Source organism: Pseudomonas sp. FW300-N1A1, assembly GCF_058789115.1.
This window is the reverse complement of sequence record NZ_JBYTBK010000024.1, coordinates 11,979-36,670: the sequence shown is the minus strand read 5'-3', so window position 1 is coordinate 36,670 and position 24,692 is coordinate 11,979. Positions and strand designations below refer to the sequence as shown.

Annotated in this window: 22 protein-coding genes and 1 tRNA gene; 9 read left to right on the top strand and 14 right to left on the bottom strand. The window is 58.2% G+C overall.

Annotated elements, in window-relative coordinates:
• The 8 genes from tolR (at nt 1) to AC3WQN_RS16770 (ending at nt 5,864) form a co-directional block, all read left to right on the top strand.
• Nucleotides 1–453, top strand: coding sequence for a protein TolR (gene tolR / locus AC3WQN_RS16805; protein ID WP_172736453.1), 453 nt, complete (start codon nt 1–3; stop codon nt 451–453).
• Entirely contained in the window at nt 453–1,532 is a 1,080-nt protein-coding gene (tolA, locus tag AC3WQN_RS16800) for a cell envelope integrity protein TolA (protein WP_103400031.1), read from the top strand. Before tolR ends, tolA begins: the two co-directional genes overlap by 1 nt.
• Before the next feature lie 17 nt (nt 1,533–1,549).
• A complete protein-coding gene (gene tolB / locus AC3WQN_RS16795; protein ID WP_172736433.1) occupies nt 1,550–2,830 on the top strand; it encodes a Tol-Pal system beta propeller repeat protein TolB in 1,281 nt (426 codons plus the stop codon).
• 52 nt (nt 2,831–2,882) lie between these two features.
• Nucleotides 2,883–3,380, top strand: coding sequence for a peptidoglycan-associated lipoprotein Pal (gene pal, locus AC3WQN_RS16790; RefSeq protein ID WP_003178634.1), 498 nt, complete (start codon nt 2,883–2,885; stop codon nt 3,378–3,380).
• A gap of 6 nt (nt 3,381–3,386) precedes the next feature.
• Nucleotides 3,387–4,217 (top strand): tol-pal system protein YbgF, encoded by an 831-nt coding sequence (ybgF, locus tag AC3WQN_RS16785; RefSeq protein ID WP_103400030.1) that lies wholly within the window; start codon nt 3,387–3,389, stop codon nt 4,215–4,217.
• 167 nt (nt 4,218–4,384) lie between these two features.
• Nucleotides 4,385–5,032 carry a 7-carboxy-7-deazaguanine synthase QueE gene (queE, locus tag AC3WQN_RS16780; protein ID WP_103400029.1) on the top strand — a complete coding sequence of 216 codons (648 nt, stop codon included), beginning with the start codon at nt 4,385–4,387 and terminating at the stop codon, nt 5,030–5,032.
• A 1-nt stretch (nt 5,033) separates the two neighbouring features.
• Nucleotides 5,034–5,726, top strand: a complete 693-nt coding sequence (gene queC, locus AC3WQN_RS16775) for a 7-cyano-7-deazaguanine synthase QueC (RefSeq protein ID WP_103400028.1) — start codon at nt 5,034–5,036, stop codon at nt 5,724–5,726.
• A 62-nt stretch (nt 5,727–5,788) separates the two neighbouring features.
• Nucleotides 5,789–5,864, top strand: a tRNA-Lys gene (locus AC3WQN_RS16770).
• A 129-nt stretch (nt 5,865–5,993) separates the two neighbouring features.
• On the opposite strand, the gene AC3WQN_RS16765 is transcribed toward AC3WQN_RS16770, so the two are convergent.
• From AC3WQN_RS16765 to AC3WQN_RS16725, 9 genes are all read right to left on the bottom strand, one after another.
• Nucleotides 5,994–7,274, bottom strand: a complete 1,281-nt coding sequence (locus AC3WQN_RS16765; protein ID WP_178081896.1) for an MFS transporter — start codon at nt 7,272–7,274, stop codon at nt 5,994–5,996.
• Complete coding sequence (locus AC3WQN_RS16760) at nt 7,271–9,595, bottom strand: lantibiotic dehydratase (RefSeq protein ID WP_256587265.1); 2,325 nt, start codon at nt 9,593–9,595, stop codon at nt 7,271–7,273. Before AC3WQN_RS16760 ends, AC3WQN_RS16765 begins: the two co-directional genes overlap by 4 nt.
• A 123-nt stretch (nt 9,596–9,718) precedes the next feature.
• Nucleotides 9,719–10,525, bottom strand: coding sequence for a peptidyl (S)-2-mercaptoglycine synthase subunit TglI (tglI, locus tag AC3WQN_RS16755; protein ID WP_103400026.1), 807 nt, complete (start codon nt 10,523–10,525; stop codon nt 9,719–9,721).
• Nucleotides 10,515–11,429 (bottom strand): peptidyl (S)-2-mercaptoglycine synthase subunit TglH, encoded by a 915-nt coding sequence (gene tglH, locus AC3WQN_RS16750; protein WP_103400025.1) that lies wholly within the window; start codon nt 11,427–11,429, stop codon nt 10,515–10,517. The genes tglI and tglH overlap by 11 nt, the downstream gene beginning before the upstream one ends.
• A gap of 64 nt (nt 11,430–11,493) precedes the next feature.
• On the bottom strand, nt 11,494–11,649 hold the full coding sequence (gene tglA, locus AC3WQN_RS16745; protein WP_158248601.1) for a 3-thiaglutamate biosynthesis pearlin carrier peptide TglA: 156 nt from the start codon (nt 11,647–11,649) through the stop codon (nt 11,494–11,496).
• Nucleotides 11,650–11,659: 10 nt separating this feature from the next.
• Nucleotides 11,660–12,805 (bottom strand): M50 family metallopeptidase, encoded by a 1,146-nt coding sequence (locus AC3WQN_RS16740; RefSeq protein WP_178081895.1) that lies wholly within the window; start codon nt 12,803–12,805, stop codon nt 11,660–11,662.
• Nucleotides 12,802–13,719, bottom strand: a complete 918-nt coding sequence (locus tag AC3WQN_RS16735) for a class I SAM-dependent methyltransferase (RefSeq protein ID WP_256587264.1) — start codon at nt 13,717–13,719, stop codon at nt 12,802–12,804. The genes AC3WQN_RS16740 and AC3WQN_RS16735 overlap by 4 nt, the downstream gene beginning before the upstream one ends.
• 13 nt (nt 13,720–13,732) lie before the next feature.
• Nucleotides 13,733–14,479 (bottom strand): methyltransferase domain-containing protein, encoded by a 747-nt coding sequence (locus AC3WQN_RS16730; RefSeq protein WP_103400023.1) that lies wholly within the window; start codon nt 14,477–14,479, stop codon nt 13,733–13,735.
• Between the two features lie 740 nt (nt 14,480–15,219).
• The gene (locus tag AC3WQN_RS16725; RefSeq protein WP_103400022.1) at nt 15,220–16,179 is read right to left on the bottom strand and encodes an alpha/beta fold hydrolase; all 960 of its coding nucleotides are present in this window, start codon (nt 16,177–16,179) and stop codon (nt 15,220–15,222) included.
• A 361-nt stretch (nt 16,180–16,540) separates the two neighbouring features.
• On the opposite strand from AC3WQN_RS16725, the gene nadA reads away from it, so the two are divergent.
• Entirely contained in the window at nt 16,541–17,599 is a 1,059-nt protein-coding gene (nadA, locus tag AC3WQN_RS16720) for a quinolinate synthase NadA (protein WP_095078541.1), read from the top strand.
• Between the two features lie 291 nt (nt 17,600–17,890).
• Here the strand turns inward: nadA and AC3WQN_RS16715 are convergent, their stop codons facing one another.
• From AC3WQN_RS16715 to gcvP, 5 genes are all read right to left on the bottom strand, one after another.
• Entirely contained in the window at nt 17,891–18,379 is a 489-nt protein-coding gene (locus tag AC3WQN_RS16715) for an RDD family protein (protein WP_095078540.1), read from the bottom strand.
• A 98-nt stretch (nt 18,380–18,477) separates the two neighbouring features.
• Nucleotides 18,478–18,690, bottom strand: coding sequence for a cold-shock protein (locus AC3WQN_RS16710; protein ID WP_007931076.1), 213 nt, complete (start codon nt 18,688–18,690; stop codon nt 18,478–18,480).
• A gap of 400 nt (nt 18,691–19,090) precedes the next feature.
• Nucleotides 19,091–20,215 carry a glycine cleavage system aminomethyltransferase GcvT gene (gene gcvT / locus AC3WQN_RS16705; protein ID WP_103400021.1) on the bottom strand — a complete coding sequence of 375 codons (1,125 nt, stop codon included), beginning with the start codon at nt 20,213–20,215 and terminating at the stop codon, nt 19,091–19,093.
• A gap of 41 nt (nt 20,216–20,256) precedes the next feature.
• Complete coding sequence (locus AC3WQN_RS16700; protein ID WP_103400020.1) at nt 20,257–21,633, bottom strand: L-serine ammonia-lyase; 1,377 nt, start codon at nt 21,631–21,633, stop codon at nt 20,257–20,259.
• A 205-nt stretch (nt 21,634–21,838) separates the two neighbouring features.
• Complete coding sequence (gcvP, locus tag AC3WQN_RS16695; RefSeq protein WP_103400019.1) at nt 21,839–24,691, bottom strand: aminomethyl-transferring glycine dehydrogenase; 2,853 nt, start codon at nt 24,689–24,691, stop codon at nt 21,839–21,841.
• Nucleotide 24,692 lies beyond the last annotated feature (1 nt).

The following is a 24,692-nucleotide window of genomic DNA, read 5'->3' as shown; positions in this document are numbered from 1 at the left end:
ATCGCTCGAGCTCGCAAAAAGCGCAAGCCGGTTGCCGAGATGAACGTGGTGCCTTACATCGACGTGATGCTGGTACTGCTGGTCATCTTCATGGTGACCGCGCCGATGCTCAATCAGGGCGTGAAAGTTGATCTGCCCAAGGTTTCCAGCGAAGCCTTGCCGCAGGACAACAACACTCAGGTCCTGACCATTTCGATCAAGGCTGACAAGACCTATTACTGGAACCTTGGCAGCGAAGTCGACACCGACAAGCAACAGGACCGGGCAATGACCTTGCCGCAGATGACCGACGCGGTGACCAAGATCATTCGCGCCGGCACCGAAGGCGGCAAGCGCACCCAGGTATTCATTCGCGGCGACAAGACCGTCGACTATGGTTCCGTCATGGGCGCCATGGGTGGGTTGCAGAAAGCCGGGGTCGGTAACGTTGGCCTGATTACCGAGGCGCCCTGATGCAGCAACAGCGAGAGCCAACAGCCTCGGAAAGCTACTTCTGGCCTAGTGTCTGGGCGATTGCCCTGCACATTCTGGTGTTTGGCATGCTGTTCGTCAGTTTTGCCTTTACCCCGGAATTGCCGCCGGCCAAGCCGATCGTCCAGGCGACCCTGTACCAGTTGAAATCGAAAAGTCAGGCGACCACTCAGACCAATCAGAAGATTGCGGGTGAAGCGAAGAAATCCGCTGCGCGCCAGACTGAAGTCGAACAGATGGAGCAGAAGAAGGTCGAGCAGGAAGCGGTGAAGGCTGCGGAACAAAAGAAGGAAGAGGTGGCTCAAAAAGCCGAGGAAGCCAAGCAGGCCGACGAGTCCAAGAAAGCGGAAGAGGCGAAGAAGGCTGATGAAGCCAAAAAAGCCGACGACGCGAAGAAGACCGCCGAAGCCAAAAAGGCTGAAGAGAAACAATTGGCTGATATAGCCAAGAAGAAATCCGAAGAAGAAGCCAAGAAAGCCGCTGAAGAAGAGGCCAAGAAAGCGGCCGCTGAAGCAGCGAAGAAAAAGATAGTCGAAGACGCGAAGAAAAAAGCCGCGGAAGACGCCAAGAAGATAGCTGAAGCTGAAGAGGCGAAGAAGAAAGTCGCCGAAGATGCGAAGAAGAAAGCTGCTGCCGATGCTGCGAAGAAGAAATCGCAGGAAGCGGCACGTAAATCCGCCGAAGAGAAAAAGGCCCAGGCCCTGGCTGATTTGCTTTCCGACACGCCGCAGCGCCAGCAGGCCTTGGCCGATGAGCAGGGCGATGAAGTCGCGGGTAGTTTCGACGATCTGATTCGTGCTCGGGCAGCGGAAGGCTGGGCTCGTCCTCCTTCGGCACGCAAGAACATGACGGTCGTGCTGCAAATTGGCATGTTGCCCGATGGTACGGTGACTTCGGTCAGCGTGGCCAAGACCAGTGGTGATGGTCCGTTCGACAGCTCGGCTGTGGCGGCGGTCAAAAACATTGGTCGTTTGACGGAAATGCAGGGAATGAAACCAAGCGACTTCGCTCCCTATCGTTCATTCAAGATGACATTCACACCTGAGGATCTAGCCTTGTGAGAAACCTTCTTCGAGGAATGCTTGTCGTTATTTGCTGCATGGCAGGGATAGCGGCGGCGGATGAAAAAAACATTCTGGTTACCAGCGGTAGTGACCGGGCAACCCCGATTGCAGTCGTGCCGTTTGGCTGGCAGGGCGGTAGCGTCCTGCCGGATGACATGGCGGAAATCATCGGTAACGACCTGCGCAACTCGGGTTACTACTCGCCGATTCCAAAGCAGAACATGATCAGCCAGCCAACCCAGGCCAGCGAAGTCATCTACCGCGACTGGAAGGCCCTGGGCGCCCAGTACATCATGGTCGGCAGCATTGTTCCGGCGGGCGGTCGCCTGCAGGTGCAGTACGCCCTGTTCAACGTCAACACCGAGCAGCAAGTGCTGACCGGTAGCGTGTCGGGCGGTGTCGATCAACTGCGTGACATGGCGCACTACATCTCGGACCAGTCGTTTGAAAAGCTCACCGGTATCAAGGGCGCGTTCTCCACGCGTCTGTTGTACGTGACGGCCGAGCGTTTCTCCGAGAAGAACACCCGCTACACCCTGCAACGCTCCGACTACGACGGTGCTCGCGCGGTGACCCTGTTGCAATCGCGTGAACCGATCCTGTCGCCGCGTTTCGCACCCGATGGCAAGCGCATCGCTTATGTCTCGTTCGAGCAGAAGCGCCCGCGTATCTTCATGCAGAACATCGACACCGGTCGTCGTGAGCAGATCACCAACTTCGAAGGCCTGAACGGTGCGCCAGCCTGGTCGCCGGACGGTTCTCGCCTGGCGTTCGTGCTGTCCAAGGACGGCAACCCGGACATTTACGTGATGAACCTGGGTTCGCGTCAGATCAGCCGAGTGACCGCAGGTCCTGGTATCAACACCGAACCGTTCTGGGGCAAGGATGGTTCGACCATCTACTTCACCTCCGACCGCGGTGGCAAGCCACAGATCTACAAGACCAGTGCCAGTGGCGGTGGTGCCGAGCGTGTGACTTTCGTCGGTAACTACAACGCCAACCCGAAACTGTCGGCCGATGAAAAGACCCTGGTGATGATCCATCGTCAGCAAGGCTTCACCAATTTCAAGGTGGCGGCCCAGGATTTGCAGCGCGGTAGCGTAAAAATCCTCACTGATAGCACTCTGGACGAGTCGCCTACTGTCGCGCCCAACGGCACCATGGTAATCTACGCCACCCGCCAGCAGGGCCGGGGAGTCTTGATGCTCGTGTCCATCAATGGACGCGTAAGGCTCCCACTTCCTACCGCACAAGGCGAAGTCAGAGAACCTTCCTGGTCCCCTTACCTGAACTGACGCGGCGCAACACGTATTACATAACACATTGGGGTTCATTAGGAGTTTCACGATGGAAATGCTGAAGTTTGGTAAGTTTGCTGCGCTGGCCCTGGCCATGGCTGTAGCTGTAGGTTGCTCGTCCAAAGGCGGCGACAATGCCGGTGAAGGCGCAGTAGATCCAAACGCTGGTTACGGCGCTAACACTGGTGCTGTTGACGGTTCCCTGAGCGAAGAAGCTGCTCTGCGCGCAATCACCACCTTCTACTTCGAATACGACAGTTCGGACCTGAAGCCAGAAGCCATGCGCGCTCTGGACGTTCACGCCAAGGACCTGAAAGCAAACGGCGCTCGCGTTGTTCTGGAAGGCAACACCGACGAACGTGGTACTCGTGAGTACAACATGGCACTGGGCGAGCGTCGTGCGAAAGCCGTTCAGCGCTACCTGGTACTGCAAGGCGTTTCCCCAGCTCAGCTGGAACTGGTTTCCTACGGCGAAGAGCGTCCAGTTGCTACCGGCAACGACGAGCAGTCCTGGGCTCAAAACCGTCGCGTCGAACTGCGTAAGTAATTCGTCATGCGAACGTGCCGTCGTGCTGTAACTGTCTTGGCTCTCAGTCTCGCCCCGCTTGCGGTGTGGGCTGCGGTTCCTGTGGTCGATAACGATTCCGGTTATAACAATAGCGGGAGCAGTTATCCGCCTGCGGGTTACGGTACGAGCGGCGCCTATGCCGGGGGAGGGGTTTCGACCCCTGTCTCGGCACAGGGCGAGCTGTTCAACCAACTGCAACAAATGCAGGAACAGATCGCACGCCAACAAGGCGTGATCGAAGTTCTGCAAAACGATGTTGCGCGCATGAAGCAAGAAAGCCTGGAGCGATACCAGGATCTTGATCGGCGTATTGGAACCGGCGGTGCATCCGCTGCGGCTCCTGAAAATTCTCCAGCCGGTGGCGACGCAAATGCCGCCGGTGCAGCTGTAGGCGCGGGTGCTGCAACCCAGGCGCCAGCGGCCAGCAGCGAACCGGGTGATCCGGCGAAGGAAAAGCTCTACTACGATGCGGCCTTCGACCTGATCAAGGCCAAGGACTTCGACAAGGCCAGCCTGGCGTTTACCGCATTCCTGCGCAAGTACCCCAACAGCCAGTATTCGGGCAACGCCCAGTACTGGCTGGGCGAAGTGAACCTGGCCAAAGGCGACCTGCAAGGTGCCGGCCAGGCATTTGCCAAGGTTTCGCAGTTGTATCCCAAGCACGCCAAAGTGCCGGATTCGCTGTACAAGCTGGCTGATGTAGAGCGCCGCCTGGGTCATACTGACAAGGTCAAGGGCATTCTGCAGCAGGTCGTCTCCCAGTATCCGGGGACTTCCGCCGCTCAGTTGGCCCAGCGCGATCTGCAGCGCATGTAAGGTTGTTTGACCGGCTTTACAAGAAACCCGCGCTTGCCGCGGGTTTTTTCGTTAGAATTCACGCCCTTTTTAGCAACACCGCTTTTTGGGATCTGCGCGTTGGCGGGGTTCCATCAAGTGCCTGACGGAGGCGGACAGCCTGTTTAGCTGTTACGCCCGTGGCGACTATGCAAGACACATTGAGAATTACCGAAGTTTTCTACTCGTTGCAGGGTGAAACGCGGACTGCTGGGCTGCCCACCGTATTCGTGCGCCTGACCGGTTGCCCATTGCGTTGCGGTTACTGCGACAGTGCCTATGCGTTCAGCGGCGGCACGATTCGCTCCCTTGACGACATCCTCGAGCAGGTTGCCGGCTTCAGGCCCCGTTATGTCTGCGTGACTGGCGGCGAACCCCTGGCGCAACCCAATGCCATTCCTTTGCTCAAGCAACTCTGTGATGCCGGCTACGAGGTGTCGCTGGAAACCAGCGGCGCCCTGGATATCAGTGCGGTCGATCCGCGGGTCAGTCGTGTCGTCGACCTGAAGACCCCGGGTTCCAAGGAAGCGCACCGTAACCGCTATGAGAACATCGAGCTGCTGACCCCCAACGATCAGGTCAAGTTCGTGATCTGCTCGCGGGAGGATTATGACTGGGCGGTGTCCAAGCTGATCCAGTACGGCCTCGATCAGCGTGCCGGTGAGGTGCTGTTCTCGCCGAGCCATCACGACCTGAATGCACGCGACCTGGCTGACTGGGTTGTCGCGGACAACCTGCCGGTGCGCTTGCAATTGCAGCTGCACAAATATCTTTGGAACGACGAGCCGGGGCGCTGAGATGACTGAACAACTGAATCAAGTAGAAAAACGTGCTGTCATTCTGCTGTCCGGCGGACTGGACTCGGCGACTGTCGTGGCCATGGCCCAAGCCGAAGGCTACAGCTGCTACACCATGAGCTTCGATTATGGCCAGCGTCACCGTGCCGAGTTGCACGCAGCCGAGCGCGTGGCGCGTGATCTGGGTGTGGTCGAGCATAAAGTGATCGGCCTGAACCTGAACGGCATTGGCGGTTCGGCACTGACCGACAGTTCCATCGATGTCCCTGAAGCGCCGAGCGAAGGCATTCCGGTAACGTATGTGCCGGCCCGCAATACCGTATTCCTTTCGTTGGCGCTGGGCTGGGCCGAAGTGCTCGGTGCGCGGGACATCTTCATTGGCGTCAACGCCGTGGACTACTCCGGTTACCCGGATTGCCGTCCCGAGTTCGTCGAAGCCTTCGAGCGCATGGCCAACCTGGCGACCAAGGCCGGAGTGGAAGGGCAGGGTTTCCGTATCCAGGCGCCGCTGCAGAACCTGAGCAAGGCGCAAATCGTTCAGGCCGGCGTCAAGCTCGGCGTCGATTATGGGCTGACCGTATCCTGCTATCAGGCGGACGATAACGGCCGTGCCTGCGGCAAGTGCGACAGCTGCCGCCTGCGTGCGGAAGGCTTCGCGGCGGCCGGGATCAGCGACCCAACACCTTATTTTTGAATTATTTTCAAAAAGGTGTTGAATAGTCCTTAAAAATCAGTATTATACGCGCACCACACAGCGGGTCGTTAGCTCAGTTGGTAGAGCAGTTGGCTTTTAACCAATTGGTCGTAGGTTCGAATCCCACACGACCCACCATATTTGGCGGTTTAGAAAATCCGGAAGGCCCACGCAAGTGAGGATTTCCGGGTTTTTTTTTGCCTGCAATTCAGTGCTGGCAGGTCTGGAGGGTAGGGCTTTCGCTAAGGTAGTAGTGGTTGCCCGGTTTTACCGCGTCGCCGCGACTTTCAGTTCCCACGGTTTAAAACTCAGCCACAACAACACCCCTGGTACCTGCAACGCGATCATCACTCCCAGCGACCACTGATAAGCCTCCACTGGATGCCCTTGTCCAGATCTTGGCCACAGATTCAGGATTTCCCCCATCAACCATTGCAAGACGAACGCCAGCACGAACACCACCAGGTTGAACGATGAACTGACCCGTCCGGCCAGTTCAGGCGATACCGACTGAGCGACGATCGCGTAGTTCATGGTGGTGGAGGTGCCGAAGAAGCTGAACCCCATTGCAATCAGTAACGGCGATACGGGTAGTTCGCTGATCATCAGTGATTGAAATACGATGAAGATTGAAACCCCGGCGCCGCACACCATGATCGGCTGTACACCAAAGCGCCGCAGGTAGTCGGTGAGCGAGCCGAAGGCCAGCGAGCCTGCCACCATTGCCACGGTGCCCCAGAGTAAGGTATTGGCCATGCCGGACTCGTTCAACTGGGCGACATCGCGTAGCCACGGCCCCATCCATAGCGACAGCACCGACATGTAGATCGCATGGGCAAACACCGAGTACAACGCCAGTCGCCAAAATACCCAGGAGGAGTAAAGCGTTCCCACGGCCTTGGACATTTCGGCAAGAGTGGTGTGTTTGGGGTTGTAGGTGCGCGGCACGCTCCGATGAATGACTACGCAGACGAACAAAGTCAGCAGCGCCAGAATCAAGAATGCTTCACGCCATGAGATCCACTTGAGCAGTTCATGCAGCGGCGTGGTGGACGCCATTGCGCCCAAGCCGCCCACAGATAACAGGCATGCTGTACTCAGCGGCAGGCGTTCGGCAGGTAGCCAGATCGCGCACGCCTTGATTGCACTCATCAGCGAGCCAGCAACACCTAGGCCGATCAGGCCGCGACCAATGATCAGGCCCAGTTCCGTATGGGAGACGCTGAAAATCAGCGAGCCCAACACAGCGAACAGCAGCATGGGTGCCTGCACGCTACGCGGACCGTAGCGGTCGAGCATGACGCCCAGCGGAATCTGCGCTGCGGCGAAAGTCAGAAAGTACACACCGGTCAACAGGCCGAGGCTACTGGCGGGCAGGTGCAGTTCCCGTTCCAGATCCACGTAGATCAAGGCGTTGACCGTGCGAAACAGATACGAAACAAAATGCCCGAGGCCAAATGGAATGAATATGGTCAAAAACAAGTACAAAAACGAGTGTTTGGCTTCCTGATCGGCTTTGGTGCAAGAGTCTATGTTCTCATTGCTCATGTCGCAGGCGTCTCGCATGTGGAAAAGGTTGTGCGTATTTCACAGCAGAAACGCCCCCGCTCTTCTTCAAACCAAAGCTCATCGGGGCACGGTCGCATTTCCGAGAACTTGACGTGACCAGCGTTCTTCAGGGCGTTGCTGATGCCGTCGAAGGACAACGGGTTATCGAAGTCGAGGAACAGCGGTTTGGGTTCGGTATCGATCTTGATGAAGGCATAACGGGGCAAGCCATGATCGGCGGCCCAGGCACGCCATTGCAGAGTGTGTTCAAGCTCGTCGACCGAGCCCTTCGGCTCTGGCAGGCGATCTCTGGTGAATAGCCAGGAAGCGCGCTTGTAGAGGGTACGACCCAACCAGATACGTCGGTGCTCGTGTTTGGCCACGGCACTACCGGCGAGGGCGAAGCCCAGCCGATGAGTAGCGGTGGAATACACACACAGCAAGTCTTCGCTGAACTCCCCCAGGGCATCGACCACTTGCAGGCGACCATTCACTCGCAGCACTTTTGCCCTACCGGCGGCAAACTGCTGGTTCGCCGCGACACAACCGCCACCAGAAGGCAGTACCAGTTGCAAGTAAGAGGGCTGCAGCGGCCAGTCTATGTGCGAGCGTTGATAACTGTCGGGCGAGTCCGCGAGTATCAGGCGAGGGCGTTGGAAAATCGCCTCTACCTGCTGGTTTATCTGCGTATTGAACGGTCCGAATGGTGCGGCAACGGGCTGGCTCAGCGTATGGACTGCCGGATGCACTTCACCCACGATGATTTCGTAATCGCCACGATTGAACGCCGCCACCGACGCGCTGGAAAGCAGGATATCTGGAGAGTGATAGTCACTGCCAAAGACCTCGAAGCCGGCGACCTCCAGATCGGCGTTCAACAGGGCGATCAGGCGTTCGATGTCCGCCGCACAAAGATGCACCTCAGGATGCGCTGGGAAGTCCCGAAGTAGATGCGTCCAGGCCGTTTTCAGGCGCTGATCGAGGTCGAGGGTGATGCGCACTTCCAGTGCCGGAAACAGAGGAGCAAGCGTGCTGATCAAGTCGAGAAAATCAACCTGCTGCCCGGGGTTATCAGTGTGGCGCTGTTCCCAGACCTCAATGAAAGCCTCGTTGAGTTGATGCGCGATGGCTTTGATCAGCCACTGATTGATGCGCATCAGCGGCGCCAGCTCTTCGTTGACTTGACTGAGCACGGCTTGGCCGAGGCTGATGTCCATGTTTCTCGAGCAATCCTCGTACACCGGGTAACGGCCGACATACATGGCGCCGGTTTCTCGGCTGAGGTCGACCCCTGCCTCGCCCAGCAGTTGGTTCAAACCCTCCAGGCATTCGGTCCGGCGCAGCAGGTCGCCGTGGGCATAGTCGCGGCGCAAACCTTCCAGTGCTTCAAGGCGCGATTGCCAGACCTGGCTGAACCTTTGGGATACCCCTGCGTTGGCCAGGCAGTGTTGTAGCCGCACGATTGGATTACGCTCACGAGGGGACATTTGCCAGCCTCGGTGCACGATCCGTTTGCTCACAAGGTGTTCCAGTAGATCGTGCAATGTGCTGGCCGCGACTTCCGAACAGGCGCTCAACATCCCGGCAAACGTCGGTTCTCGACCCTGTTGGTCACTGATGTAGTGCAGTACCTGTGCGGTTTGCGGGTTGAGGGGCTGGCTTTTGCCAATCGGCATGAACAGGGTCTGTTCGTTCAGGTAGCAACCGGTATTGAGCTGCAAGGGCATGCGGTCGGTGTCTGGACACTGAAGGTTGATCTGTTCTACCAACCGCTGTACCACCCAATTTTCGAAGAAGGTGCGGCGATCCTTGATCCACGCCGTGTTGCCCTGGGTTAGCCGTATATGGTCCGTCTGGCGGTCATCGAACCGGCCCCAGGCCAAAGGTCCGAAAAAACTTGAGGTATCGTTCTTGGCGCAGAAACGTTGCGCGTAGCTCCAGCCCAAACGCAGCTTCTGCTTTTTGCGGGTGTCGTTTCTGTTGTGCCGGTCCCTGACCAGCTCACGGATGCGTGTCATCGCCGACGGGTTGGATATGAACAAGGCCTCGGCCACCGCTTCGTCATCCAGGAAGTCGATCAGCCCTTGGCGGGCGCTCTCCAGATAGGCGTCGTATTCCTGGGTGGCCTCTTCACACGCCGAAGTTCGCTCCAACAAACCGTTCCAGCGCTGCAAAGCCTCGGCCAGAGATTCGCGCAACACTTCCGGCAGGTCGGAGGACTGCAGGACTTGGTCCTCGTTGAGTTTGCGGATGAGTTTTCGGCAGGCCTGGGGTGAATGCGAGTTGGCCTCTTCAAGTAACGTTGCCTTTTGTGCCTGCAATGAGCGGAAGTCTTGTTCAAAGGCGCGGCACGATGGCAGCTCAGCGAATCGGCCCAAATCCGTCAAGTGATGAATGGGGAAACCGGTCGATCGCAGCCAAAAGTACTGTGAGCTTTCCATGTTCTAGACCGGCATCCTGATTGCGTTGAGTCGATGCAGTTTACCGAGCAGTTCCAGGTCTTCGCCGCTGAGTTGCGCGGCGGCTGTGGAACTCAGCATCTGCATCAAGGTGTCTTGTGACTGCGGTTGCTCCAGGCATCGGTAGAGGTGCGCCGCGCGCGGGCCTATCAGCGTAAATTTGTGGCGGGCCTCAGGGTTGGGCAAATACACCAGGATGTGTTGGCTGGTTTCCTCAGGGCTGCTACGCCCCAGCAGGCTTTTATCACGCAACCAGTGCGACAGTGCATAACGGCTCTGGTAAATGCGTGCACCGTCAGTGCGCTGATAATATCCCGGCACTACGTCGCAGGCTTCTACCAGTCCGGTGTAGAGGCGCACACATTCGCGCTCAAGCCCCATCAGGTCGCGAATCTGCGGGTAGTCAGCGAGTTCCTGGCGTTCGAGCAAAAAGCCCAACGCCGAATCGCAATAGCCATAAACCCTTGGCCCGTAGTCGAACCACTCTTGTTGACGCAGGAATGCCTTGGACAGTGTCGGTAGATCCAGCCCGATGTTGATCAGTGCACGCAAAGTCAATGGGGCGCCGGTTTCCAGCGCATTGATAAAGGAATTGGCCAAGCGGAACTGATAGTTTTCGACGAACCATTTCACCCTCTCAAACTGACTGGCGTAGGCGTGCAGAATCGCCCGCTCGTCATTGGGAAAGTGTTGCAGCCATTGAGTCGCGCCCTGAGCCTCATACAACTGCTTCTGCAGTGTTTCATCGCGTAGCAGGCGTCGCCATAGCTTCCAGACTAGCTCAGCATCCATGCATCAGCTCCTGTATCGGTTTTGTGTAGTGGTTCCAGATTTTCTGTGCGCGCCGCACATCGGTGACGATCATGTGTTCGTCATTGGCGTCCATCACTCGTGTCAGTGCGTGGTGAGCCTGCCCCTGGTATTCCAGGATGATCGCCGAGGGTTGGGTACGTGACATGAGTTCCTGGTACAGATCCCAAACAGGTTCGGGTACACACGAGTCATGCCAGTCGTGGTAAAGCCCTTCGTGCCAACTGCCGCCGGCCAGATGCACCGAGATCACCTTGTCCAATGGCAAGGTGTCGAGGTAGTCGCGCAAGTCGAAGTTTTTCAGGTTCAGGTGATTGGTGTAGATGTTGTGCAAGTCCAGATGCAAAAAGGTGCCGGACTGCTGCACGAGTCGGGCCAGGAACTCGGCTTCACGCATTTCCGCGCCCGGACATTGCAGATAATAGGCGGCGTTTTCATGGGCCAGCGGCGTCCCGTAATGCGCCTGTAACGTCTTCGCGCGTTCGGCGCAGCGCAGCACCTCGGCATTGGAAAACTGCAGCGGGCTGCTCCAGATATCCAGCCAGGAGTTGTCGCCATAAAAACAATGGTTGGCGACCCATGGGCTGTTCAGCATCTTGGCTAGGGGTACGTGGCGTTGCACGGCGGCGGTTTTTTCAAGAGGGCTGAAACCAAAGTCGCAACCGTAATTGGAATGCGCCAGCAGCGTGAATTTCTCAGCCAGCCGGTTGATCATCACCTGGGCCGCGGGCCTGATAATCTGCGGGCCATCCATGGGGGCCATGATGTTGTCGAGCAGTATTTCCAGCACATCGACTTCGATGTCCTCAAATGGAAACCAGTCGAGGATCTCGGGGTTGTACTGGATACCCACACCAATCGGTTCGGGCTTAACGAAGTGAGCCATGTGGTTGCCCAGTCAGAGGAAGAAGGCGGCTCCCTCGGCGTAAAGCCGAGGAAGCGCGGGACGATCAGGCGAAAACTTTGCTTTCGATGATTTCGATATCGTCGAGGTCGAATTCCTCGAACGGCGTATCGTTGAGGGCTTGCGGCGCGACGCTACTAGCGGATTCGGTGGTGAGTTCATCCGTGTTGGCGATAGCTGGGGCCATTGTAGATTGAGTCATGACACTGTCCTTACGGGTGGTTGAAAAGGCGAATCAGGGTGGCTGCGGTGAAACACCAGGCGATTACCCAGCCCAGGCAGGTCAACAGGAATGTGCTCCAGTAGAGCCTGCGCAATGCTGGGGAAACCGCTTCCAGCGGTGCGGTGCGCCAATGCCGCTTTACATAGTTGAATGCACGCTGGCGCAGGCGCGGTTGTCCGAGAGCTTCGGTAATCGCCAGGTACGTGTCACCATTAAAAATGGGCAGCAGCGTCGGTACGAGGGAAACTAACGAAGCCACGATCATCACCACAAAAAGAGCAGGCAAACCCCCTTGGGAATCACGGAACATTGCCCACAGGACAATGCCCAGACCTGCATACAGAAGGCTGACCAAGGGGCCTGCCAGAATGGTGATCACTCGTTGGTTCAGCGGCAGCCGCGACCACTGCGCCTGCACCGGACGTACCCAGCCGGTAGCCAGCAACAAGTAAATGCCGATTCCGAAATCGTTGACCTTGACCCCATAGTGACGACAGGCCATCGCGTGCCCCAGTTCATGAAGGGCGATGGAAGTCAAGATGACCGGGAAGTGCCAGAGCAACCAGCGGTAACTTTGTATGTATGTGTCGCCAGCATCGGTCATGAACGTGCCGAAGTGCACGCCCAGGTACACGAAGCTCGCTAGGGCCAGTGCCAGCAGCGGCAAAATGAATGCCGCGCGGCAGCACCAGGGCGCCAATCGGTAAATGTGATCGAGCAGTGGCTGCGGGTTGGTTTTCACCAGGTTAATCAGCAGATGCTCTTTCAGCGGGCCGTAGGTGATGCCCGTGGCGGGGTCGCGCAGGTCCTTTTTATGCGCGGTTTGCTCGCTGCTCAGCAGTTTCAGGTTGAGCAACTTGCGCTCGAACTGCGCAAGCTTCTCAGGGCTGACCTTGATTCGATGCTGCGCAAGGGCGGCCTCGGCAATATCGTGCAGGCTTCGCTGGCCATCGAAGAGCAAAGCAAGTGAGTACTCGGCCCTGCCCAGTTCAAAGCCAATATCATTACGGGGGTCGTAGAGGTTGTAGCGCCACGTGACCGAGTCGGCTGGCGACGGGGTCACGACCAGATCATCCCTGAAGCAGGAATGGATTTTGGCTCTCGACTTTTCGAGGGCACATGCAGAGGCACTCATGCGCGGGCTCGCAACGCGTGCAGGCTGGGCATGTACGAATTCTGAAGTGCCTTGCGACCCTGGGCCTTAATGCTTTCGAGGTGTTCGGTGACAGGCTGGGCACAGACGCGCCCTAGCACGAATACAGCTCCCGGCCGGGTCGGCCCGCATACGGGCTCATGGGTGGTCTGGATCGGTACCCAACCATGCCGGCACATCAGGTACTCGATGCTGCTGGCACTCAAGTAACGGCGATGGTTATGGGTTAGAAACCCTTGTTCGATGCCATAACCCAGCGCGCGACCTTCAATCAACAACAACCCGTCCTCGGCACTGGCCTGCCGACAAAGTTGCATGACTTGGTTGACATCATGAACATGTTCCAGCGAACCATTGATGATGATCAGGTTGAAATCACCACTTGCGCTCATACGTTCGGCACCCACCGGGTCGATGTCCAGGCCGATGTTTTTGCCGTATTTCACATAGGCCCGGTCGGGGTCATTGCCTCTTACTGTCCAGCCCCGTTTAGCGAAAGGAATCATCACGCCACCGGCGGAACAACCGACGTCTAGCATTTTTCCTTGGGCGGGAAGCACATCTTGCAAGTACCGATACAGGTATTCGCCGCGGCGTACCTGGTCGAGAAAGAAGGCACGCTCCGGTTCCGTATTGCCGAACAAGCTTAAACGGTAGAATTTGTCGTAGTACGCGCTGTAGAAAGCTTCCTCGAAGCGGTATTTTTGGAAAATATGTCCACAATCCTGGCAGCCTAACACCGGTAATGCCACCGCTTGGTCACCGGGGCCCCGGATATTTTCCAGCAAAACCCAATGTGCTTTTGAATTGCACAACTCACAACTCATTTTTCGCGCGCGAAACGTGTCTGGCATCTGCAAAAGTTGCAAGTACTGTTGCTCTATAGTTGTGCTCACGATCACATCCTGGTTACTTGATGCAGAAGAAGCCTTCAAAGCAAATGTACTTGAAAATACTGGTTGTATCTTTGAAGCCTGCGCGAGATAACATGTCAATATTGCCGGTCGTGGAAAAAGGCTCAAGTACGCCTTTCAAGCTTCTGGTTTTCGCCAGGATTTCATCGGCGTTATAACCTTGGTCCCGCTTATAATCTACATACAGGCTACTGAGGATGTCTTGAAAACGTGCGTCTGGGGCGCGCACTTTTTCAAACATGATAAAAGTACCACCCCAGTTCAAGGACTCGTAGATACGATCGAACAAGGTTTGGCGAATACGCGGGTGCACGAATTGGATAGTGTAGTAAGCAACTATCAGATCGCTTTTTTCATAGGGGAAGGTCAGGATGTCATCAGTAGTAAAGCTGATATTGTGCTGCGGTGATGCGCTCAAAAGCTCATTCGCCTTGCGGGTCATGGCTTCTTCCACATCAATTCCCACCCACTTCACCGAGGCGCAATGGCGCTGTGCAAGTTGCCGAGTCAGGGTGCCGGTGGAACTGCCAAGTTCGTAGCAGGTGCTATCGTTCTTTACAAAAAAGTCGCTGAGCGACAGCACGATATCGTGTCCTTCCTTGTATTTGGGTACGGATTTCGATACATGGGAGTCAAAGTGCTCAGGGGTCGTGCCTCCGAAACTCCATGAGGCATTACTGGACTCTACGCCATCACCGACGGTTTCGTAGAGAGTGGCTGGCGAAGTCGTTAGGGAAGACATGTATGTCACATCCTTGTCCGATAACAATGGTGCACGCGAGTGTGGTTAAATTTTTTTGTGCAAACAGAGGTTATCCGCTCCTAATTAATGTGTCATCACTGTTTTTGTGGGAAGTTGATATTTATTTTGTAGGGGGGTTCCTAGGAAATGGCAGATAGAGACATTGAGTAGAGGAACTCTGTCGTGTCATGGGTTCGTCGATAAACTCTCCCTGGTAGTCGGACAGGATGGTCTTTGGGTTAAATCTTCGAAACGCTTACTCCGCGCTGGAAAAAGTTCAACGGCTAGCTGACGGATACTGGCAAGGATAACAGTGGGCGGTTGGTACTTCAGGCGATGTGCCGGATTGACTAGGGACGCGGCGTTACGAAACACCACAGCGATAGGAAGGGTGCAGTTCAGAACGCTGATTTTATTGTTGTCCTAAATATTTCGCACACCGATTGTTCGATTATTCGTACGTCGGCTGTCAGGGCGAGATTAGATCAGTACAAGGGTCAAAGTGATCCTTGAAGACCGGCATCATATTGTCCAGGCACAACCATCCGCCAGACACTTGCAGGAGCAGGCTGTTCAATTGGTTTTCAAGCTGTTCTAAAAACCCGGAAGGCCCACGCAAGTGAGGATTTCCGGGTTTTTTTTTGCCTTCGAAACAGTGCTCACGCCACTGGTGAGCTTCCGACGACGTGATTGGCTCTGGCAGGCCGGTTTTCTTCACGTGCGGGCCTGCGCTGCATGGGCTAGTCGCTTGTTGCAATGAAAGTGCTCAGCGCCTTGAGAAGCTCGGCCGGGCGTTCAATCATCGGCAGGTGGTTGCAGCCTTCAAGAGTGACCGTGCTGTTCGTTTGGCGGGCAGGAAGGCCATTTTGCAACGTGTCCAGCGCCGAAACATCGATCACCTTATCCTCGCGGCACCAGATGCCGAGTACTGGCATGCTCAATTCTTTCAGTCGGTGGTTGAGCGCGAGCCATTGGGAGGACGGGCGGATCTGTGCCAGTGTGGCGTCGATAAACGCTCGCTGCGCACGGTTGGCAAGAATCGCTTTTTGTACTTGCTGATCCGACATGCGTGGTGGGTTCAAATACACGAGACGGGCAGTGCGTTCGACGCCTGCGCGATTATCGTAGATAAACGGATTGCCTCCGGCATTCAGCATCCGCATGAAGTCATTCTCAGCGAAACTCAGCCCCAGCGCCCCAACCAGCACCAGTCGGCTTACCCGCTGTGGTTGATTGGCTGCGTATACGCCGGCAATGGCTCCGCCCATTGAATGCCCGACGAGAATGATGTTGTCCGCGTCGAGTGCACGAACAAACTCATGGAGCCGGGCCACTTGGGTATCGATATCGTAGTTCGCATGTTCAATGTAGCTGGACGCTCCCCAGCCGGGGAGGTCGGGGATGATGACGTGGAAGCGTGAACTTAGCGCCTGTCCGAATTCGAACCAGACCTCCTTGCGTGATGCAAAACCGTGGACAAGTATTACGGTCGCGCCATGTCGCTCGCCTTCGTAATAGGACCAGGTGCTGCTGCCTGCCTGGATCGACTGGGTGCACAGTGGTGGTGTTTCGCAGCGCTCGGTTGTCGAGGCTGCATGCAGATCAGCGCCAGAAAATACCAGCGCTGAAGACATCAGCCATGCCGTCAGTAGCGATGTTGAATGGCTGTTTATGGTTTTAATCAAGCGTTGGATCGACATGCTGTTGTTCAGTCCTTTTGTTGTCCGCCCTGTTTCCCTGGAGGGGGGGTATGTGGCAGTGGCGTCGCACTGCCGGCCGCAGTTGCGCAGGCTAGTGGTAAAACCATTCAAGTCCTGCGCGATAAATGCAGCTGCGGATGTTTTTTCCGAAAGATCAAGGCCCTAGGATTTGTATCGGGGTGCTTCTATTCATCACGCAGGTCAGAATGATCTTTTGCATCCGCGGGATATTCTGTAGCCTTGCCCGGCTTCAATGTTGTCCGTGCCTGATGACTACTCACTCTCCCGGCGGTGCCCCGAAAGGTCCGGAGCCGGGTGTATACTTGACTCTCGCGCGAAAGCGCCCGCAGGTCTTGCGATCATGACGCAAATTTCCGAACGCCTTCTTGTACAAGCTCACCTCGATGCCAAGCAGCCCAAGCCGCTGACCGCCGAAGAGCAGGCCCATTACCGCAGTGCCATCGCCGCCGAGCTCAAGGCTCAGGACGCGGTGCTGGTTGCCCACTTCTATTGCGACCCGATCATTCAGGCCCTGGCCGAAGAAACCGGTGGCTGCGTTTCCGACTCCCTGGAAATGGCCCGCTTCGGCAATGCGCATCCGGCCAAGACCGTAGTGGTGGCGGGCGTGAAATTCATGGGCGAGACGGCGAAAATCCTCAACCCGGAAAAGCGCGTGCTGATGCCGACCCTGGAGGCGACCTGTTCGCTGGACCTGGGGTGCCCGGTAGACGAGTTCTCGGCGTTCTGTGATCAGCATCCGGAGCGGACGGTGGTGGTGTATGCCAACACCTCGGCAGCGGTGAAAGCGCGAGCGGACTGGGTCGTGACCTCCAGTTGCGCGCTGGAAATCGTCGAAAGCCTGATGGACAACGGCGAGACGATCATCTGGGGCCCGGACAAGCACCTGGGCACTTACATCCAGCGCAAAACGGGCGCCGACATGCTGCTCTGGGACGGGGCGTGCATCGTCCATGAAGAGTTCAAGGCCAAACAGCTGGAAGACATGAAGGCGTTGTACCCGGATGCGGCCATCCTGGTGCACCCGGAGTCGCCAACGGCGGTGATCGAGTTGGCCGACGCGGTGGGCTCCACCAGTCAGTTGATCGCGGCGGCCCAAAGTCTGCCGAACAAGACCCTGATCGTGGCTACCGACCGCGGCATTTTCTACAAGATGCAGCAGCTGTGCCCGGACAAGGTGTTTATCGAAGCGCCTACGGCCGGCAACGGCGCGGCATGCCGCAGTTGCGCGCATTGCCCGTGGATGGCGATGAATACCCTTGAGCGCACGCTGCAGTGCCTGCGAGAGGGTTCTGGCGAGATCTTCGTCGAGCCGGCACTGATCCCCCAGGCGATCCGCCCGCTCAAACGCATGCTCGACTTCACCGCGGCTGCGCGGATGAAGCTGGCGGGTAACGCCTGATCGTCTACTTTGACTGCCTGGCAAAACGCCCCGATGGTTCGTCATGCTGGTCAGTTAAGGGGAGGGTGCTCAATACATCCTCTTCGTGGCGAGGGAGCTTGCTCCCGCTGGGTTGCGCAGCAGCCCCAAGAACTCTCGCCGAGTTCATTCTGAATGCCCGCAGTCGCTTTGTTGGGGGCGCTTCGCGCCCCACCGCGAGCAAGCTCGCTCGCCACGGGTCCTTCACTCGCTTCAAACTTTTCTTAACCGCAGCGGTGCTCGATGGTTCGGGGCGTTTTGGTATCTGGCGGGTCACTTTTTCTTCTTCGGAATCCGCACCAGCTGGCTGTTGGAGTACATGTCGTGCCAGCTGCGTTTCTGTTTGTCGAAGAGCATCCAGAAGAACCCCAGGCCGACGCACAGCAGCGACGCGATCGAGACCACAAAGCGCAGCAGCGCCTGCCACAGGCTGATGGCCGAGCCGTCGGCGTTCTGCACGCGGATGCACCAGACCTGCATGCCCAGGGTCTGGCCGGAATAGGTCCAGAACTTGGCGAAGAAACCAAACAACACGAACAGCAAGATGGTGGAGAGCAGGGGATCGCCGTCCAGTGCGCCGGCATCGGTCAGGGCGCGCATCCGCTCTTCGCCGATGATTGCCATCTGGATCATCTTGTAGACGCCGCCTGTGACGATCAGCAGGGCGGTGCACAGCAGGAAGTCGTAGAACATCGCTGCCAGGCGACGACCCAGGCCGGCGATGGGGAACTCACCCTGGGGACTGAGCAGGTGTTTCGACATGGAATGGCTCTCGGCTGATAAAAAGAAGCCATTTTACGGAATTACGCGCACAAAAAAGCCCCTGATGTCAGCATCAGAGGCTTTTTAGTAACAGAAGATCAGCCTTCTGCTTGAACTTCGTCAGCTTGCATGCCTTTTTGGCCTTGCACCGCGATGAAGGTCACTTTCTGGCCTTCTTTCAGGCTCTTGAAACCGTTGCCCTGGATGGCACGGAAATGTACGAACAGATCCGGGCCGCTTTCTGGAGTGATAAAACCAAAACCTTTTTCGTCGTTAAACCACTTGACGGTGCCGCTCTGACGTTGGGACATTTCTTATTTCCTATGACGCAAAAATTGATGACAGCCTCTTTCTCATGAAAGAGTACTGGGGCTGGTTGCAGGAAAGTAGAAAGACGTAGAACGGGTGTAGCAAACTTGTTGGCTACTGCCCAGGTCACGATTCCAGGCGACCCATGCAAACACAGTGAACAAACTCTACGCCAACTGCGAGAGAAAAAACAAGCCCCCTGTAAGCCTTGTTCCGCTGGGCTTGTGGCGCTTTCGTCGGGTTTCGCTGCGGTTTGATCGATAGCATTGTTCACATGTTTTCGAACGTTATAACGCAAGTTCATTATCGAAGCTTAGAGTCAAACGTTTGCACTGTTTTATGGCGGTTGCGTGACAGATTAGTGCGTTGTTACGCAACCGCGTTACTTATAGGAACAGTCAATCAACCGCGGTAGTAGCGTTGCGGAACAAATGGCATTTTGCTTACAAGCAAAGGCACCTTTTTCCCACGCACGATCGCCCAGACTTGGGTATCGAGTGCGATATACGCACTGTCCAGGTAACCCATCGCCAAGGGACCGCCCAAGGTAGGTCCGAAGCCGCCACTGCAGACGCTGCCGATGATCTCGCCCGCTTCGTTGACAATCTCCGCGCCTTCGCGCACCGGTGTACGCTCCTGAGGCAGCAGGCCGACGCGTTTGCGGCTGACGCCGTTCTGTTGCTGGGCAAATACGTTTTCAGCCCCCGGGAAGCCGCCGGCACGGGCACCATCGGCACGCCGAGGCTTGGAGATGGCCCACAGCAGGCTCGCTTCGATCGGGGTGGTCTCGGTGTTCATGTCATGGCCGTAGAGGCACAGGCCGGCTTCCAGGCGCAACGAGTCGCGGGCACCCAGGCCAATGGCGGCGACCTCCGGTTCGGCCAGCAGGGCGCGGGCCAGGGCTTCGGCATTGGCGGCCGGTACGGAGATTTCAAAACCGTCTTCGCCGGTGTAGCCCGAACGGCTGACAAAGCACTCGACACCCAGCAAGGTCACGCGTGCGAACTGCATGAAGGTCATTTTCGCCACTTCAGGGGCCAGGCGGGCGAGCACGGTGACCGCGGCCGGACCTTGCAGGGCGAGCAGGGCGCGCTCTTCGAACAGCGGCTCGATGCTGCACTGCCCGCCGAGGTAGTTGCGCAGGTGCGCCAGGTCCTGGTCCTTGCAGGCGGCGTTGACCACCAGGAACAGTTCGTCGTTACCGAGGTTGGCGACCATCAGGTCGTCGAGGATGCCGCCGGTTTCGTTGGTGAACATGGCATAGCGCTGCATGCCCACGGGCAGGTCGATGATGTCCACCGGTACCAGGGTTTCCAGGGCCTTGGTGGCCTGGGCACCGGTCAGGCGGATCTGGCCCATGTGCGAGACATCGAACAGGCCGGCCTGCTCACGGGTGTGCTGGTGCTCCTTCATCACGCCGAGTGGGTACTGCACCGGCATGTCGTAGCCGGCGAAGGGCACCATGCGGGCGCCGAGTTCGAGGTGCAGTGCGTGCAACGGGGTTTTCGACAGGTTTTCGGTGGACATAGACAACTCCTGGAAAATGTACTGGGGCAGACGGGTATGCCTCAGCACTCGATAATGTTGACCGCCAAACCGCCACGGGCGGTTTCCTTGTATTTGCTTTTCATATCGGCGCCGGTCTGGCGCATGGTGCGGATGACCTTGTCGAGGGAGACGAAGTGCTGACCGTCGCCACGCAGGGCCATGCGTACTGCGTTGATGGCTTTGACCGAACCCATGGCGTTGCGCTCGATGCAGGGCACTTGCACCAGGCCGCCAATCGGGTCGCAGGTCAGGCCGAGGTTGTGTTCCATGCCGATTTCGGCGGCGTTCTCCACTTGCTGGACACTGCCGCCCAGCACTTCGCACAGGGCGCCGGCGGCCATGGAGCAGGCCACGCCGACTTCACCCTGGCAGCCGACTTCGGCGCCGGAGATCGAGGCGTTTTCCTTGTACAGGATGCCGATGGCGGCTGCGGTGAGCAGGAAGCGCACTACACCGTCTTCATTGGCGCCGGGGATAAAGCGCATGTAGTAATGCAAGACGGCCGGGATGATCCCCGCTGCACCGTTAGTGGGCGCGGTCACTACGCGCCCGCCGTTGGCGTTTTCTTCGTTGACGGCCAGGGCGTACAGGTTCACCCAGTCCAGCACGGACAGTGGGTCGCGCAGCGAGGACTCCGGGTTCTTGCACAGTTGTCGGTGCAACGCCGCCGCGCGTCGCTTGACCTTCAGGCCACCGGGCAAAATACCTTCGTTGCGACAGCCGGCATCGACGCAGTCCTGCATCACCTGCCAGATGTTCAGCAGGCCGGCGCGGGTTTCGGCTTCCGGGCGCCAGGCGCTTTCGTTGGTCAGCATCACCTGGCTGATGGACAAACCGTAGGTGCTGCAATGACCCAGCAGGTCCTTGGCGCTTTTGAACGGGAAGGTCAGGGGCGTGGCGTCTTCGACGATGCGGTCGGCACCGGCGGCGTCTTCGTCGACGACAAAGCCACCGCCCACCGAGTAGTACTCGCGGCTGCGGATTTGCAGGCCGGCGGCATCAAAGGCGCGAAAGATCATGCCATTGGGGTGATAGGCCAACGGCTTGCGGATCATCGCCAGGTGGAGTTTTTCATTGAATTCGATAGGGTGCTCACCGAGCAGGTTCAGGCGCCCATTGCTGCGGATGTCGTGCAGGCGGGCGGCTATGTTCTCGGTGTTCACGGTGTCCGGGTGTTCACCTTCCAGGCCCAGCAATACCGCCTTGTCGCTGCCGTGGCCTTTGCCGGTGGCGCCGAGCGAGCCGTAGAGCTCGACTTTGACGCAGGTGGTGTCTTTGAGCAGGTTTTCCCGACGCAGGCCTTCGACAAAGCGTGCCGCGGCGCGCATCGGGCCAACCGTGTGGGAACTGGAGGGGCCGATGCCAATCTTGAACAGGTCGAACACGCTTAACGACATGGTTGTTCTCCGGTTTCTTGTTATAGGAATAGGCGGAATCTGAGGCTTGGCACAGATCCCTGTGGGAGCGGGCTTGCTCGCGAAGTCGGCGTAACAGGCAGCACAAGTGGCGGCTGACACACCGCCTTCGCGAGCAAGCCCGCTCCCACGAGGGGAATGCGGTGTTCTTGAAAATGGGGGCGGTCAAGCCCGCCCCCTCATTCGTTTAAGCGTAGCTTTCGATCGACGGGCAGGCGCAGATCAGGTTGCGGTCACCAAACACGTTGTCGACGCGACCGACCGGTGGCCAGTACTTGCCTTCGATCAAGGACTCCACCGGGTACACCGCCTGTTCACGGCTGTAAGGGTGCGACCACTCGCCAACGATTTCCGCCGCGGTGTGCGGGGCGTTCTTCAGCGGGTTGTCGTCCTTGTCCAGGGTGCCGTTTTCCACCGCGCGGATTTCTTCGCGGATGCGGATCATGGCCTCGCAGAAACGGTCCAGTTCTTCCTTGGATTCGCTTTCGGTCGGCTCGATCATCAACGTGCCCGCCACCGGGAACGACATGGTCGGGGCGTGGAAACCGAAGTCGATCAGGCGCTTGGCCACGTCATCGACGCTGATGCCGCTGCTGTCCTTGAGCGGGCGCAGGTCAAGGATGCATTCGTGGGCCACCAGGCCGTTGCTGCCGGTGTACAGCACCGGGTAGTGCTCTTCGAGGCGACGCGAGATGTAGTTGGCGTTGAGGATTGCCAGCTGCGAAGCACGCTTGAGACCGGCGCCACCCATCATACGAATGTACATCCAGGTGATCGGCAGAATGCTCGCGCTGCCGAACGGTGCTGCGCAGACCGCGCCTTCCTTGCGTTCCATGGCCGCGTGACCCGGCAGGAACGGGGTCAGGTGGGATTTCACGCCAATCGGGCCGACGCCCGGGCCGCCACCGCCGTGAGGGATGCAGAAGGTCTTGTGCAGGTTCAGGTGGGAGACGTCGCCGCCGAACTTGCCCGGGGCACACAGGCCGACCATGGCGTTCATGTTGGCGCCGTCGATGTACACCTGGCCGCCGTTGTCATGAATGATGCCGCAGATTTCGCGGATGCCTTCCTCGAACACACCGTGGGTGGACGGGTAGGTGATCATCAGCGCGGCGAGGTGTTCGCGGTGCTCGATGGCCTTGGCACGCAAGTCTTCGATGTCGACGTTGCCACGGGCATCACAAGCGGTGACCACCACGCGCATGCCGGCCATGTTAGCGGTGGCCGGGTTGGTACCGTGGGCCGAGGAGGGGATCAGGCAGATATCGCGACGGTCTTCGCCACGGCTCTGGTGATAGGCACGAATCGCCAGCAGGCCGGCGTATTCACCCTGGGAACCCGCGTTCGGTTGCAGCGAGATCGCGTCGTAGCCGGTGGCGGCGCAAAGCATCGCTTCCAGTTCGTCGGTCAGTTGCTGGTAACCGGCGCTTTGCTCGGCCGGGGCGAACGGGTGCAGGGCGCCGAATTCGGCCCAGGTCACCGGGATCATTTCGCTGGCAGCGTTGAGTTTCATGGTGCACGAGCCCAGCGGGATCATGGTGCGATCCAGGGCCAGGTCCTTGTCCGCCAGTTTGCGCAGGTAGCGCATCAACTCGGTTTCCGAGTGATAACGGTTGAACACTGGATGGCTGAGGATCGCCGATTGACGAACCAGCGACGCCGGGATGCGACTGTGGATCGTGGCGGCCAGTGCGGCGAAGTCCGGCAGCGACTTGCCGTCGGCCAGCAGGCTCCACAGGGTTTCGATGTCGGCCTGGGTCGTGGTTTCGTCCAGGGACAGACCCAGGCGCTGGTCATCGACCACGCGCAGGTTGATGCGCTGGGCGCGAGCCTTGTCGTGCAGGGCGGCGGTTTGTGCACCCGTGGCCAGGGTCAGGGTGTCGAAGAAGCTGTCTTGCTCGACGTTCAGGCCCAGCGCGCCCAGGCCTTTGGCCAGGATCGCGGTCAGGTGATGAATGCGCGTGGCGATCTGTACCAGGCCTTTAGGGCCGTGGTACACCGCGTACATGCTGGCGATGTTGGCCAACAGCACCTGGGCGGTGCAGATGTTGCTGGTGGCTTTCTCGCGACGGATATGTTGTTCGCGGGTCTGCATGGCCAGGCGCAGGGCCGGCTTGCCGAAACGGTCTACCGACACACCGACCAGACGGCCCGGCATGTCGCGCTTGAACGCGTCCTTGGTGGCGAAGTAGGCCGCGTGCGGGCCACCGAAGCCCAGGGGCACGCCGAAGCGTTGGGCGCTGCCGATGGCCACGTCGGCGCCGAACTCGCCCGGCGGGGTCAGCACGGTCAGGGCCAGCAGGTCGGCCGCGACAGCGACCAGGGCATTGGCGGCGTGGAAGCGCTCGGTCAGTTCGCGGTAGTCGAACAGGTCACCGTTGCTGGCCGGGTATTGCAGCAGCGCACCAAAGAACGGGCTGACGTCGGTCAGTTCACGCTCATCGCCCACCACCACGTCGATGCCCAATGGCTCGGCACGGGTGCGCAGCACGTCGAGGGTTTGTGGGTGGCAGTGGCTGGAAGCGAAGAACGCATGGCTGCTCTTGTTCTTGCTCAGGCGTTTGCAGAAGGTCATGGCTTCGGCAGCGGCGGTGGCTTCGTCCAGCAGCGAGGCGTTGGCGATCGGCAGGCCGGACAGGTCGCTGATCAGGGTCTGGAAGTTCAGCAGCGCTTCCAGGCGGCCTTGGGAGATTTCTGGCTGATACGGGGTGTAGGCGGTGTACCAGGCCGGGTTTTCCAGCAGGTTGCGCAGGATCGGCGACGGCGTATGGCAGTTGTAGTAGCCCTGGCCGATGTAGGTCTTGAACAGCTGGTTCTTGCCAGCGATGGCCTTGATCGACGCCAGGGCCTCGGCTTCGCTCTGGCCGTCGCCCAGGCCCAGCACGCTGGTGCCCTTGATGCTGTCGGGGATGACGCTGGCGCTCAGGGCTTCCAGGGAATCAAACCCCAGGCTGTTGAGCATGGCTTGCTCGTCGCCCGAACGCGGGCCGATGTGGCGCGCGATGAATTCGTTGGCAGTGCTCAGGTTGACTTGAGTCATG